The sequence below is a fragment of the Sorangium sp. So ce381 genome, assembly GCF_051473845.1.
Lineage (GTDB): Bacteria > Myxococcota_A > Polyangia > Polyangiales > Polyangiaceae > Sorangium > Sorangium atrum.
Genome location: NZ_CP150336.1, coordinates 12,056,579 through 12,069,979 on the forward strand (window position 1 = coordinate 12,056,579; position 13,401 = coordinate 12,069,979).

Genomic DNA, 13,401 nt, shown 5'->3' on the forward strand with positions numbered 1-13,401 from the left:
CTTCAGGGGTAGATCTCGATCGGCAGCTTCGCCGTCACGGAGCCCTGCTCCTTGCCATCGAACGTCACCTCGACATCGTAGCTCCCCGGCGCGAACGGGGCGCCCTCCGGATTGCTCGTGTCGGACGGCCCGGTCCACTGCCGCCCCGACCAGCGGATCGTCTGCGTCGCCGAGGTCGCGTCGACCTGCACGGTCACCGCCTCGTCGGGAGCGCAGCAGCCCACGTCGCACAGGCAGTAGAGCTGCGGCTGCGGATCGGCGCCCCCCGAGAGGCCGCTGATCTTGTAGGAGACGAGCGAGAGCGGATCGCTCGTGGGTTCGACGCAGCGCCCGCAGCCGGTGGAGGCCGCGACGTCGATCGGAGGGACGCTCGAGTCGGTCGTGATCGTGTAGATGAACTCCGCCGGCTCTCCCTGCTGGTAGGCGCACCGGCTCGACTCGATCGATATCTTCACGCCGGGGATCGTGCCCTCGACGTCGCGCACCGCGCACGGCTCGTCCTCCGGCGGGGTGCAGCGGCTGCCCTCGCCGCAGCCGCCGGTGCCGTCCTCGCCGGTGTCGTCGTTGCCGCCGCTGCTGCTGCTGCCGCCGCTGCCGCTGCTGTGGCCGCCGCTGTTATCGCCGCTGCTGCTGCTGCCGTTGCCGCTGCTGTGGCCGCCGCTGTTATCGCCGCTGCTGCTGCTGCCGCCGTTGCCGCCGTTGCCGCCGTCGCCGCTGCTGGCGCCAACGCCGTCATTCACGCTGCTCTTGCATCCCATGAGGCACGCACTGGACAGCAGGGCTGCCGCCAGCACGCGAAGCACGTCGCTCGTCATCGCATCACCTCGTCGCTACGCCACCGAACCTCGCGCGCGGCGGCGCGGGGCGTGCAGCAAAAGGGATGCCGCGCGCAACAAGCGCAGATCCCGCAGGAGCGCCTCTGGCGCGTGACACACCGGATCTTCGATTGTGCCAGTTTGGGCCGTGGTGGCTGTGGGCTGCTGCGCTCCCAGGGCGCCATTCCCGGCGAGCCAGCTATTCCGGGGCATCCCGGCGACATCTCAACGCACGAACCAGCAGCCGACCCGGCACATCCCACGGCGCGCCGGCGCGCCGCCGTCACTCGATCTCGGGGTACCAGCACGCCACGCGGTGGCCGCTGCCGGGGACGAGCTCCTCGAGCGGCGGGATCTCGACATCGCACTTGCCCTCCTCGGCCTTCCGGCAGCGAGGGTGGAACACGCATCCGTCGGGCGGGTTGATCGCGCTCCCGGGCGCGCCCGGCAGCAGGCGGCGCGCCTTGCTCCCCCGCTCGATCGACGGCGTCGCATCGAAGAGCGCGCGCGTGTACGGGTGGTGCCGCCGGCCGGCGACGCCCTGCGTGGGGCCGATCTCCACGATGCGGCCGAGGTACATCACCGCGACGCGGTGGCTCACGTGCTCGACGACCCGGAGGTCGTGCGAAATGAACAGCAGGCCGAGCGACAGCTCGTCCTGGAGCTCCTCCAGCAGGTTGACGATCTGGGCCTGCACCGAGAGGTCGAGCGCGCTCACGGGCTCGTCGCAGACGATGAAGTCCGGGCGCACGGCGAGGGCGCGGGCGATCGCGACGCGCTGCCGCTGGCCGCCGGAGAGCTCGTGGGGGAAGCGCTCCATCATGTCCGGCCGCAGGCCGACCTTCTGGAGCGCGCCCTCGACCATCGCGGTCTCCTCGTCGCGGCTCCTCGCGAGGCGGTGGATGACGATGCCCTCGCCCACGATCTCGCGCAGCGTCATGCGCGGGTTGAGCGAGCCGTAGGGGTCCTGGAAGACGATCTGCATCCGCCGGCGCATGGCCCTCAGCGCGCGGCTCGACAGGGCGCTCAGGTCGTGGCCGTCGAAGAGGACGCGGCCGACCGTGGGCTCGATGAGCCGGAGCACGAGGCGCCCGAGGGTGCTCTTGCCGGAGCCCGACTCGCCGACGAGGCCGAGCGTCTCGCCGCGATGGACGTGGAAGGTCGCCTCGACGACGGCCTGCACGAACGTCGGCTTCGCGAAGGCGCCGCGCTGCACCGGGTAGAACTTCGAGAGCCCCTCCGCCTGGAGGAGCGGTCGCTCGCCGGGCGCGCTCTCCGCGCCTTCCGAAGGCGCCGCGGCTGCAGGTTGCGGGTGCGCCGCGGCGGCGCCGGGCTCGTCGCGCTGGGTGGGCGGCGGGGAGCCGCTGTCGCGCGTCACGAGGCGCCCTCGTTCCCCGCGCGCCCCGGGCCCGTGAGGAGGAAGCAGCGCGCCGCGTGGTGCCCGGCGCCGGGCGGGACGGCGTACAGGTCCGGCGCCTCGGCGCGGCAGCGGTCGAACACGGCCTCGCAGCGGTCCTGGAAGCGGCAGCCGCGCGGCGGATCGCGCAGATCGGGCAGCGCGCCCGGGATGGTCGGCAGGCGGAGCGAGCGCTCGCCGCGCACGCGGTGCGGGCGGAGCCCGCGCGCCGGGATGCTCCTGAGGAGCGCGCGCGTGTACGGGTGCGAGGGCGCCGCGAGCACGTCGCGCGCCGGCCCTTGCTCGACGACGACGCCGGCGTAGAGGACGACGATCTCGTCCGCGAGCTCGCCGACGACGGCGAGGTCGTGCGCGATGAGCAGGAGGCTCATCGACGTCTCTGCCTTGAGCCGCTCGAGGAGGTCGAGGATCTGCGCCTGCGTCGTCGTGTCGAGCGCGGTGGTGGGCTCGTCGGCGATGAGCAGCGAGGGCTCCGGCGCGAGGGCCATGGCGATCATGACGCGCTGGCGCATCCCGCCGGACAGCTCGTGCGGGTAGCTGTTCGCGCGGACCTCGGGCTCCGGGAAGCCGACCTTGCGCAGGAGGTTCACGGCGTAGAGCCGGGCGTCGCCGCGGGACATCGGCCGATGCAGCCGGATCGCCTCGGCGATCTGGGCGCTGACCGTGTACACGGGGTTCAGCGAGGTCATCGGCTCCTGGAAGATCATGCCGATCTTCCCGCCGCGCACGGCGCGCATCTCGCGCTCGCTCAGCGAGAGGAGTTCCTGGCCGTCGAGCTCGATCGAGCCGCCGTCGATGGTCGCGTAGGGCGCGGGCAGGAGCCGCAGGACGCTGAGCGCGGTCACGGTCTTGCCGCAGCCCGACTCGCCGACGAGCGCCACGGTGCGCCCGCGCGGCACCGTGAACGAGACGCGGTCGAGGGCGCGCGTGACGCGGCCGTCGGCGGCGAACGACACGCGCAGGTCGCTCACCCGGAGCAGCGTGGGCGGCGGGGCCTCCTCGGGCGAGACGGGCGGCGCGGTGCGGGGGAGCACGGAGGGGCGCCCGCTCGCCGCCGAGCGCTGGGTGACGGCGGGCTCGTCGTCGTCGAGCAGGCCGCGCGCGAGGGCGCTGCGTGGGACGGCGGAGGCGCTGGGCGCGGGAAGAGCGCCTGCGGTCGGCGTGGTGGGTGCGGGAAGAGGGCCTGCGGGCGGCGTGGTGGGCGCGGGAAGAGCTCCCCCGCTCGGGGCGTCGGGCGTGGCCGGAGCGCTGGGCAGAGAGGGCGCGCTGGGCACGGCCGGCCTCCTCTCGCCGAGGTCGTGGCGGATCAGGGGAAGCGGGAGCGAGTTCCGCGCGCCGAGGTCGTCGTCCTCGTCGTCCTGGCCGGTGCTCACCGTACGTACACCTCGAGGCGGGGGCCGACGCCCTGGGAGATGCCCATCGAGTAGGCGGCCCCGACGGCGTCGGTCCCCGGCGCGAGGATGGCGATGCCGTGGTCGTCCTTGCGCCGCCTGGCCCAGTCGCGCACGAGCGAGGTGACGTCGATCCGCAGCGGCGTCGCCGGTCGGGGCCGCGCGATGGCGGCGGCTTCCGGGATCGACAGGCGCGGCTGCCGGCCCCACGTCGCCGTCTCGGAGCGCCACGGCTCGAGGATGCGCGCGACCTCCAGGGTGAGCGCGCGCTCGGCGGGAGGCGCCATCGGGGCCGGCTCCAGCACGACGAAGGCGCTCGCGATGTCGGCGCCGACGCCGAAGGTCGGCGAGAACCGGAGCAGCAGGACGACTTCACCGCCCCCGGCGCGCCCGAGCGCGACGGCGTCGGGGACGCTCGGCGCGGCCGCGGCGTCGTCCTCGACGAGGACGGCGAGGTCCGCGGGCGGGAGCAGGACGCGGCGCGCGTCGATGGGCGCGGGGAGGGCGCTCGCCGGCCGGCAGCGCCCGGCGACGCAGTAGCCGGCGCCGCAGACGCCCGCGCTTGCGCACACGCCCGCGTCCTTCGCGGGGCCGCCGCCGCAGCCCAGGAGCGGCGGCGCCGCGACGAGCAGGGCCACGGGCGCGAGGGCGGCGAGCAGACGCACAGCGGGGGCGACCATAGCAGAGGGCGGCCCGGGGAGGGCGGCCCGGGTGGCCGGGGGGGGGTGGTGGCGGGCGTGGCGCGCAGGGGATGGCGCATCCGAAACGGCCGAAACGGGGGCGCGCGCTCGGGCGTGGGGGGCGGCGGCGCGCCCGGGAGGGGCGGTGGCGGGCGCGCGCGGGCCGCTGCCCGAACGGCGTGGTCGGCGAGGACGCGGGGAACGTGGGCGTCTCGAGAGGCGTTGCCGGTCAAGAGCGTCGCGATCCCTGTTGTCGGGCCGCGGCCGCTCTGATGGGATGCCGTGTCGTGCGCGTTCGAGCCATTACCTTCCTCAGAGCGCTGTTGATCGTGGCTGCCGTTCCTGGGGCGCTCGCCGCCTGCGGAAAGAAGGCGCCCCTCGGGTCTCCGTGCCGCGCCGACGACGACTGCGCCTCGGGCCTCGCCTGCCACCGCGAGCAATGCCTGCACGAGGGGAGCGCCCGGCGCCTGCGCGACGAGGAGCAGCGCGCCTCGAGCGAGGGGGCGGCGCGCAAGGTCGGCGACCGCATCGAGGTCGAGTGGAAGGGCTCGTACAAGCCCGCCATCATCACCGGCGTCGTCGCTCCCGGCTCCTATCGGGTTCACTTCGACGGGTACGACGCGCAGTGGGACGAGGTCGTGACGGAGGCGCGTATCAAGGGCGGCGCGCGCTCGGGCTCGGGGCAGAGGACCGCGGTGCCGGCGGCGAGCAGCGCGCCGCGCTGAGCGGCGGAAGGCGGCGTTCGGAGCACCTGGAGCTGCGGCTGGGGCCGACGGGGCACGAGCGCGATGACGGGCTGGGGCTGATCAACCTGAAAGGCCGGATCTACGATCCGAAGCGGAGGCGTGTGCTGACGCCCGATCCTGTGGTGTCGGCGCCGCTGTTCGGTAAGTGCGGCACGAATAGGTGACAGAGAAATGGTGAGACTACGCAGGCATCCGTGCGAGGCCTACTGACGAACAAGGGTGAGCTGCAACGCGATATTGGGCAGCCCAGCTGGTTCGTGGTCGCTATGCCGTGCTGGCGACCACCGTCGTCAGAACACCATCGCAGCCAGAATACTGGACCGATTGGCCCGTGCCGGCGAGACTTTGTAGGAGCAGAATCACAGGAGATCCCGCATCCACAAAGCGTAGACAGAGATTGCTCAGCTCGAGCCCAGTAGCATCGAAGAGCAGGTCGAGCCCGGACCCATCACGATGCACGCCGGAGGCGAGCCACAAATACCGTGGAAGGCTCGTCGTCAACAGAATCTCGCGGTCCCGAAGGCCGTTTCGCGTAAGGCATTCGGTCTTGTACTTGTTCACGGTGGTGAGTCGTATGTCCCATTCCAGATCGTCAATGGTGCCCGGAGAACCGGATGACGATCCCGTCGACTGCGAAAGCTCCGCGACCAAGCACTTCAAGTAATTGTCAAATGCGCGAATTTCACTGTAGATACGCAAGAATGGCACGCGAATCTTGTGGTACAGTGGAATCAGCAAGGCGTCCGGGCAAAATACCCGGTTGCCGATCGTGTCGTTAGACGCGCACTGCGAAGTCGAGAGCACGGGACAGGACGCCGGTCTCGCATGCGACCACCCCTTGGTAGTCGTTGCAATGAACTCCATGCGTGCGAAAGGCCCTACGCCATCGTCGTGAGCGTACAACTTTTGAATGCGAGACGAGCGCATCAGGAAACCGTCGCTCTCAGGTTCTGCTCGCTCGTCGCTCAATCGGTAGCCTGTGATCGCTACGGCGTGCACGCCATGCTGGTGCCCAAGATCGTCGCGCTCCAGAACGTCGCCGTTGAGCAAAAGAGGTATACCCTCCGAAAGATGCGCGCGAATTGAGGCGAAAAAATATTCTGGGTAGGTGTCCATGACCCATAGCGGCTCAAGGTCGCACGATCGAACGGCGTCCGCCATTTGCACGAACATCAGACCGTCCCCTGCCGGGAAGGCTCGACCGTCCAATGGGTTTGTGGCGGTGGCTTGCTGCGTAATTTCGGCGGGAGATGGGATTCGATGTTGAAAGAGCCGGCCAGTTCCCTGGAACATGGACCACAGAGCACTCGTCGCGCAGGCCGCCACTGCTCGGTCTTGCTCCTGAAACGGAATGGTGCGAACAGTGAGTGAAATGCCGAACAGGTTCGCCTGCTGCGTCCGCGCTGCCGGAAACTCTCTGCCGTCTTCAATTGGGTAGGTGGCCAAACAGGTCCGGCCTATCACCCGCTGGGGGATTGGACGTACAACAATGAACCCGAGATAGCCCTGTTGAAGTGAGGGGCACTTTTGAAGGTCCCCCCGCAAGAGCTCTCTAAACTCGGCGGGCTCGATGTCGACTGTGAAGAAATGAAGTCGTCGACAGTACCGGCTGTAAGGCTGGAAGCACCGCACGTAGTATGCTGCGAAGTCCTCAAGGAAATCGTGGTCGACATATCCGTCTTCCACGACAATCGTGCGCGCTTGGAGCTGATTAAAGTACTCTTCGAAGTAGACGGCGTGGAGCTTCGCGTCGATCGACTCGCGGGTATTCTCGGGACCGTAGGCGAGCAACTCCCAGAGTGCGTCAGGCGCGTACTTCAGAACCCGAGGCTCCAACGTCGTCTCAGAGCGTGACACGTTTCTGGAGCAGCTTCGGATCGACTCGGCTGGCATCCTGCCGTTCGCGAATTCGCGAGAGCGTCGCCTCGGTAGCCTTGGCGAGCGCGCGCTTCCCTTCCTCGGAAGCTAGACGCCGCGCCAATTTGCGCGCAGCTTCCTCAATGCGCTGCATTCGCGGGTCGTTGCTCGTCACGCCGGGCCTCTCGCGGGGACTTATACGTCACGCGCTTACGCTTGGCAAGTGTTCAGGTGTTTCCCGTGGTCGCGTTCGCGTCGGGCACGCGTGACCCGCAGGATGAGCGTTCGCGCGGAGCGCGGGTCGGCGGTCTGCCCAACGGACCACGAGTTCAGCTGCGAAGGCGCCCATGGAGACGCCGGCGAGCGAGCACGGCCGCGGGCAGGCGCCCGTCCTTGCTGTTTGCCACAGCAGGCGCGGGCTCGCGTATGCCGACCGGGCCGAATGCTGAATACCCGGGCGGGCGCTCGATCACGGCCACGGCACGGATCGCGCTGACGACCTGACGGCGTCATCTACGGCTCCCTCTCGTCCGTGACAGCCTTGCCCTCGTTGGCTATCTTTGACCGAGCAGCCTGTCGAGCCTTCCCCCATCGGAGATCGCCTCTGCGCCCAGCCCCGCACCTCGGGCAGAGCTACAGTCTCGCGATCGACCGCGGGCGCCAGCTTCTCGATCTCGTCCAGCAGGGCGTGCGAACACCCGGTGCCGCGGCTTCAGACCCGAAGCGCCTTGCGCATGCGAGCCAGCCATGTGCCTACCCCGCCGAGCCCGAGGGCGCGATAGGCCTCCTCCGCGTCGTCGAGCGTGGCGGCCACCGAAGCCCTCGGCTCGCCGAGGCGCAGGAGCTCGATGGCGATCCGGACCTTGAACCACAGCTCGACATACGAGGTCTCGCGCGCCGCGCCGCGCTCGGCGAGGGCGCGCGCGAAGAGCGCGCGGGCCGCCCTCGCATCGCCGCGGCGAGCGCGGTAGACGCCGGTCATCAAGAGCCCACAGCCGCGGAAGACGTGAAGGCGGCTCATTCGCCTGGCCAGGCGGACGTCGCGGCGCAGATGCTCCAGGAGCTCCCGCGTCGCGGGGCCCCCCTCCTCATCGGCGAGGCAGAGGAGCGCCTCGCTGTGGAAGAGCTTGGCCAGCGTGCCCCAGGCGCGGTTCAGGTGGTGCGCCGCATAGTGGGTGCGAGCGCGCTCGAAATACGAGACCGCCTCACGAAACCGCCCCGACAAGAACGCCTCCGCGCCGAGGATCTCGTTCGGCAGCGCCTCGAACACCGGCAGCGCAAGGCGCGTATCGGACGAGAGCACGCCGCGCGCCGCGCGCGCCGCGGTCTCGAGCTCGCCATGGAGGAGCTCGACCAGGCTCCGGCCGCACGCGGCGTCCTCGCGGAGCCACGTGACGTCGAGCTCGGCCGCGAGCGCACCGGCGCGAGCAAAGTCCTCCTTGGCCTGCCCCGCGCGTCCGAGCAAGAGCCCCGCCCAGCCGCGCATCGTCAGGGCGAAGTTGAGCAGGAACCGATCCCCGAGGGCCTCGGCCCCGCGGACTCCCTCGGCGAAGCGGGAGAGCGCCACGTCCTCGTCGCGCCCCGTCAAGAGCTCGACGCCGGCCCGGACGATCTCCAGGCGAGAGAGCCCGTGCCTGTCCTCGGCGCCCAGCGAGACGGCCCGCGCCTTGCCGAAGAAGAAGGCCGCGAGTCGAGGCCACGATCGCAGCGAGAAGAGGAAGGCCGCCCCGGCGTGCGCTTCGACGAGGTACGCGTCCGCGCCGAGGCGATAGGCGAGCCGGATGAACGCAACGTGGTGGAAGCCGGCTCGCTCGAGGTCGATCCAGCGGTGGATGAGCGCGAGCTCGCGGTGGATCACCGCCCGCTCCTCGTCGGCGGCGTCGTGGACGGGGCGCGCGCCGGAGAGATGCCTGAGGAACGCGAGCGCCATGGCCCCCGCCATGCGCCGCAAGCGGCGGCGCCTGAGGCTGGGCACCGGGTCGCCGAGGAGCGCGAGCGCGCTCTCCAGGGCGTCGAGGCCTCCGGCGACGGCCGGGGTGCGAAGCTGCGCCACCCCGAGCTTGCGCAGCCACCGCGCGCGGGTGGTGGGCGGCGCCGGGCCCGCGCCGAGCTGCCGCAGGAGGTCGATGCCTTCGCGCGTCCGACCCAGGGCGACCGGCGCGTCGGCGAGCGCCTCCGCGCAGCCGGCGCGCGCCGCTTCGCGCGCGCCCTCGGCGAGGCCATCGACCCGCTCCATCGCCTCGCCGAGAGGCGCGCCGCGACCTCGTAGTCGTGCGCGTCGAACGCCGCGAGCCCGGCGCGGCGCAGGGCGTGAAACGCCCGTTCGCGATCCGTGCCGCGCGCGAGGTGGTACGCGAGGGTCGCGGCCGAAGCCGTGCCGCGCCGGCTCAGGGCCGCGCCGATCGCGTCGTGGCGCGCGGCGCGCTCGGGCGCCGGGACATCGCGCTTCAGCACCTCGGCCAGGAGGTCGTGCGCGAAGGCGTACTGGGCGTTCGCCGACCGGCCCCGGACGCTCCGGACCACCGCGGCGCGAGCTGCCTCGTCCACGGCGTCGAGGGCTGTGTCCTCTCCGACGCCCGCGGCCTGACAGAGCAGGTCGATATCGAACGCCCCCCGATGAGCGCCGCGACCGCGAGCACGGCGCGCGTCGACGACGCGAGGCCCGCGAGCTCCGCGTGCAGCAGATCGCCGATCGCGACGTGCAAGACCGAGGAGAGCTCCGCGCCGGTGAGGACCCAGCCCGACGCGACAGGGCGGAGATGGCCGCGATCGACGACGGTGCGCACCGCCGACTGCACCCAGATGGGGTTGCCATCGCACACCTCCACGAGCTCCGAGGCGAGCGGTTCAGGGACGTCCGGCGGCTCGACCGCGAGCATCTCCGCCGCGATCTGCCGCACCGCCGCCGGCTCCAGCCCGTCCAGCGGGCGCCGCGCGATCCTCTCGCGCGCGCTCGGCGCGGCGTCGAGGCGCTCGCGCCACGCCGGCCGCGCCGTCGCGACAAGCACCGGACGGCGGCCGTCCGCGCGCTCGAGCGCCTCGAGCAGGTCGTGCAGCAGGTCGAGGGCGCCCTCTGCGGCATGGTGCAGGTCTTCGACGACGAGGACGACGGGGGCGCGCCGCGCGAGCGCGAGCAGCTTGTCCGCGATCGCGCTCGCGAGCTGTCGCCGCGCCACGACGGCGTGATCCGCCGGCAGCAGGGACCGCGCCTGGCCATGGCCCTCCCGCGCCTGGGCTTCTACGACACCGAGGCGATTCCACATGTGGTCTCGCAGGTCCGCCTGCGCGCGATCGAGAATCAGGTCCCGATCGTCCGCGCAGCTCGCTTCGGCCCTTCCGGCGTGTTTCACCAAGACGGGCGGTACGAGACGCGGGCAAGCTCCGGATCGGGCGTCGCGCTGAGCGTCGCGGTGAGCGCCTCGGAGCGCTCCGTGTTCTCGCGTTTCGCATACGCTCCGTTCCTCGGCGTTCTCCTCGCGCTTTCACTCGTGTATCGAGCGGCGCGATCCGGCTCGATTTTCCTGCGCGCCCCCGTCGCGGCGCGCGCGCCCGCCCGCCCGCCACGTCGGTTCGCCGAGCTGACGGGCGACACGATCGAGCTTCGCTTCGATCCGAGGGACGAAGGCGCTCGCCCGCGCGTCCGCGGCGGTGTTCGGGCCGGCGCAGATCCATGTGCACCCAGGCGAAGTCGACGGGCGCACGCGCCGCCGGCTCGCTCCGACCGACGTGGCGGAACAAGCGTGTCTCTACCTCCGCGACCTCGCCGGCAGCTCGTGAACTGCATGGTGGTGGCTCGCCTCATCGACGGCCCGGGGTGGGGCGAAAAGGCATGCGCGTCGCCGCCGGCGACCGACGGGGGCGTCTGATGCCGGTCACCAGCCGGATTTCTCGTCCTCGCCCAGCGCGCCGCCGATCAGGCCGACCGCGCCGCCCACGGCCGCGCCGCTGGCGCCTCCGAGGAGGCCTCCGGCGAGCGCCCCCTTGGCAGCGCCTCCGGCGAGCTCGGCCTCCGGCGAAGACTCCCTCGCTTCTCCCTCCCCCGCCGGGTCCGCCTGCTCCTGCTGGCTCGTCGCTGGTGTCCGCTGATTCTTCTGCTGCTTTTTCATGATGAGCTTCGGAGCAAGCCTCGTACCTGCAGCGACGGCTGGCCGCCGGAGCGGGGCGGTCTCCGTTCGGCCTGGTGAATCGCGCCGGAGGCCGCCGTCTCAACGGGTCATGTCCGAGCTGCTTTGGATTTCCTTCTCCCCGGCGCGGCGCTCGCTCCTGCCTCGTTCCCCAGGCGCTCGACGAGGAGCTCCACAAACGCGCGCACCTTGGTGGGCTGGTGGAGGTGGTGAGGGAAGACGACGAAGATCGAGATCTCTTGCCCGACATGGCTCAAGAGCACAGGCTGGAGCCGACCGGCTGCCAGATCCTCTGCTACGGCGAAGTACGGCAGCATCGCGAGGCCGAGCCCGTCCACGAGCGCTTGCCTGAGCACGACGACATTATCCACGACCAGATTGCCCCTGACCGGCACGGCGAGCGTCTCCGCGCCGGACTCGAAGACCCACTCGCTCGACTGCCCCGAGAGACGGATGCAGTTGTGCCGGACGAGATCGCCGGGCACCTGCGGCGCGCCGTGGCGCGCGAGGTAGCCGGGCGACGCATAGACCCTACGACGGTAAGACCCGATCTTGCGCGCGACACGCGCCTCATCGAGCTGCCGCGCAAAACGCACCACGACGTCGAAGCCCCCGCCGACGACATCCACGAGGCTGTCGGAGAGGGAGAGCTCGAGGCGCACCTGCGGGTAGCGCGCCGCGAAGTCGCCTAGCAAGGGCGCGATCTTCAGTATGCCGAACGAGATGGGCGCCGACACGCGCAAGAGCCCCTCGGGGACCCGGCTCACGCCATGCATCGCGGACGCGGCCTCGTCGACGGCCGTGAGGATACGCTCGCAGCTCTCGTAGAGCCGTAGGCCCTCCTCGGTGAGCGCGAGGCGCCGCGTCGAGCGGTGGAGCAGCCGTACGCCGAGCCGCTCCTCGAGCGCCGCGAGCCGCGCGCTGACGACCGACTTCGAGAGCCCCAGCACGCTCGCCGCGCCCGTGAAGGACTTGCGCTCCACCACGCGCGCAAAGATCGCCATCGAGAGGAGATCGTCCAGGGAGGTGGTCAGCATTGTCCTGTGGGCAGAACAGTTTAATCGGCGGAGGACTCTACCGCAACGACGAAAGCCGCTTCATCTTCAGGCCGTCCACAGCGCGCGGCGCTACCGGCTGTCACGGGCGCCGGCGAGACCTCGCGGCGCGAGGGCAGAAGATCGTTCGCGCGGGCACGACCTTTCACGGTCCTTCACGTCCCACCCAGGGGCGGCAGCCGCCCTGATAGTAAATACATGTTATCGAAGGAGCTCTCATGAAATCGACCATGGTACTCTCCCGCTCGATCCTCCTGGCGGCGCTGGGGCTCGGCGCATCTCTCGTCGCGTGCGGTGGAGACAACACCACGAGCAGCAGCAGCGACGGTGGCGGCGGCAACAGCGTCTCGACGCCAGAGCTCAATTTTCTCGCCGAGCTCGATGCAGCGAAGTCCCAGCTCCCCGAGGGGCTCTGGGTCACCGCCGACAGCAAGACGGCGTATATGAGCTATGCCCTGACCGGCGAGATCGTCGCCGTCTCGCTCGCCGACAACAAGGTGTCTGCCTTCGCCACCGTGCCGGCGCCTCCCGCGAACACGGGCTTCGTCACCGGCATCACCCAGTCCGCCGCCGGCGATCTCTACGTGGCCGCCGCGTCGCTCGACCCGGCCTCGTACGCGCCCGGCATCTACAAGATCCCGGCGGCGGGCGGTCCGGTGGCCACGGCCTTCGCCGCCGACGCGGCCATGAACCTGCCCAATGGGCTCGTCTTCGACAAGGATGGCAACCTCTTCGTCACGGACTCGGCCCTGGGCGCGATCTTCAAGATAAGCCCCGATGGGAAGACGGTGACCAACTGGCTCACCGATCCTTTGCTCAAGGGGGACATCGCCGCGACGAACCCCTGCAAGACGGTCCTCGGCATCCCGTTTGGCGCCAACGGCATCGCGCTTTCGCACGGCGCCTTCTACGTGGCCAATACGGACAAGGCGGCGCTCATCAAGATCCCCATCAAGGCCGACGGGACACCGGACGTCGCGGTCGAGTTCTCCACGTCGGATCCGGCGACATGCCTGCCGCTCCAGGGCGCCGACGGCATCACCGTGGACGCCGACGGGAGCATCCTTGTCGCGGGCAACGGGGGCAACGCGCTCGTCCGGGTCGGGACAGACGGCAAAGCGGTCGTGCTCGCCACGGGCGGCGTGCTCGATGGGCCCGCGAGCGTCGCGCTCGCGACGTTGGGCTCGGAAAAGCACGCCCTCCTCACCAACTTCGGGCTCATCACGCTGCTGTCGATGAAGACCCCGAAGGTCGGCCTGCTCTCCTACGGCCCGCTCCCGTGATCGTCGCGAGCCTCCGCGAAGGCCCGATCGAGC

At 70.7% G+C, this 13,401-nt stretch carries 12 protein-coding genes; 2 read left to right on the forward strand and 10 right to left on the reverse strand.

The genetic code is table 11. From position 1 onward, the window contains the following. Window positions 1–2 precede the first annotated feature (2 nt). The 4 genes from WMF29_RS45165 to WMF29_RS45180 all read right to left on the reverse strand — a co-directional run bounded on the left by WMF29_RS45165 (window position 3) and on the right by WMF29_RS45180 (window position 4,303). Entirely contained in the window at window positions 3–740 is a 738-nt protein-coding gene (locus WMF29_RS45165) for a hypothetical protein (protein ID WP_437326226.1), read from the reverse strand. A 358-nt stretch (window positions 741–1,098) separates the two neighbouring features. Next, window positions 1,099–2,193, reverse strand: a complete 1,095-nt coding sequence (locus WMF29_RS45170) for an ABC transporter ATP-binding protein (protein WP_437326227.1) — start codon at window positions 2,191–2,193, stop codon at window positions 1,099–1,101. Next, on the reverse strand, window positions 2,190–3,605 hold the full coding sequence (locus WMF29_RS45175) for an oligopeptide/dipeptide ABC transporter ATP-binding protein (RefSeq protein ID WP_437326228.1): 1,416 nt from the start codon (window positions 3,603–3,605) through the stop codon (window positions 2,190–2,192). Before WMF29_RS45175 ends, WMF29_RS45170 begins: the two co-directional genes overlap by 4 nt. After that, a complete protein-coding gene (locus WMF29_RS45180) occupies window positions 3,602–4,303 on the reverse strand; it encodes a DNRLRE domain-containing protein (RefSeq protein WP_437326229.1) in 702 nt (233 codons plus the stop codon). The genes WMF29_RS45175 and WMF29_RS45180 overlap by 4 nt, the downstream gene beginning before the upstream one ends. 329 nt (window positions 4,304–4,632) lie before the next feature. Between WMF29_RS45180 and WMF29_RS45185 the strand changes: the two genes are divergently transcribed. Next, window positions 4,633–5,028: a hypothetical protein gene (locus WMF29_RS45185; RefSeq protein ID WP_437326230.1), complete on the forward strand. Its 396-nt coding sequence runs from the start codon at window positions 4,633–4,635 to the stop codon at window positions 5,026–5,028. Window positions 5,029–5,313: 285 nt separating this feature from the next. Here the strand turns inward: WMF29_RS45185 and WMF29_RS45190 are convergent, their stop codons facing one another. From WMF29_RS45190 to WMF29_RS45215, 6 genes are all read right to left on the reverse strand, one after another. Further along, window positions 5,314–6,840 (reverse strand): hypothetical protein, encoded by a 1,527-nt coding sequence (locus WMF29_RS45190; RefSeq protein ID WP_437326231.1) that lies wholly within the window; start codon window positions 6,838–6,840, stop codon window positions 5,314–5,316. A 52-nt stretch (window positions 6,841–6,892) separates the two neighbouring features. Then, a complete protein-coding gene (locus WMF29_RS45195; RefSeq protein ID WP_437326232.1) occupies window positions 6,893–7,081 on the reverse strand; it encodes a hypothetical protein in 189 nt (62 codons plus the stop codon). A gap of 537 nt (window positions 7,082–7,618) precedes the next feature. Further along, entirely contained in the window at window positions 7,619–9,142 is a 1,524-nt protein-coding gene (locus tag WMF29_RS45200) for a hypothetical protein (protein WP_437326233.1), read from the reverse strand. 211 nt (window positions 9,143–9,353) lie between these two features. Then, complete coding sequence (locus tag WMF29_RS45205; RefSeq protein WP_437326234.1) at window positions 9,354–10,169, reverse strand: hypothetical protein; 816 nt, start codon at window positions 10,167–10,169, stop codon at window positions 9,354–9,356. 609 nt (window positions 10,170–10,778) lie between these two features. Further along, complete coding sequence (locus WMF29_RS45210; protein WP_437326235.1) at window positions 10,779–11,012, reverse strand: hypothetical protein; 234 nt, start codon at window positions 11,010–11,012, stop codon at window positions 10,779–10,781. Between the two features lie 107 nt (window positions 11,013–11,119). Continuing rightward, window positions 11,120–12,067 carry a LysR substrate-binding domain-containing protein gene (locus WMF29_RS45215; protein ID WP_437326236.1) on the reverse strand — a complete coding sequence of 316 codons (948 nt, stop codon included), beginning with the start codon at window positions 12,065–12,067 and terminating at the stop codon, window positions 11,120–11,122. Window positions 12,068–12,303: 236 nt separating this feature from the next. Here WMF29_RS45215 and WMF29_RS45220 point away from each other — a divergent pair, with 236 nt between their 5' ends. Beyond that, entirely contained in the window at window positions 12,304–13,368 is a 1,065-nt protein-coding gene (locus WMF29_RS45220) for an SMP-30/gluconolactonase/LRE family protein (protein ID WP_437326237.1), read from the forward strand. Window positions 13,369–13,401 lie beyond the last annotated feature (33 nt).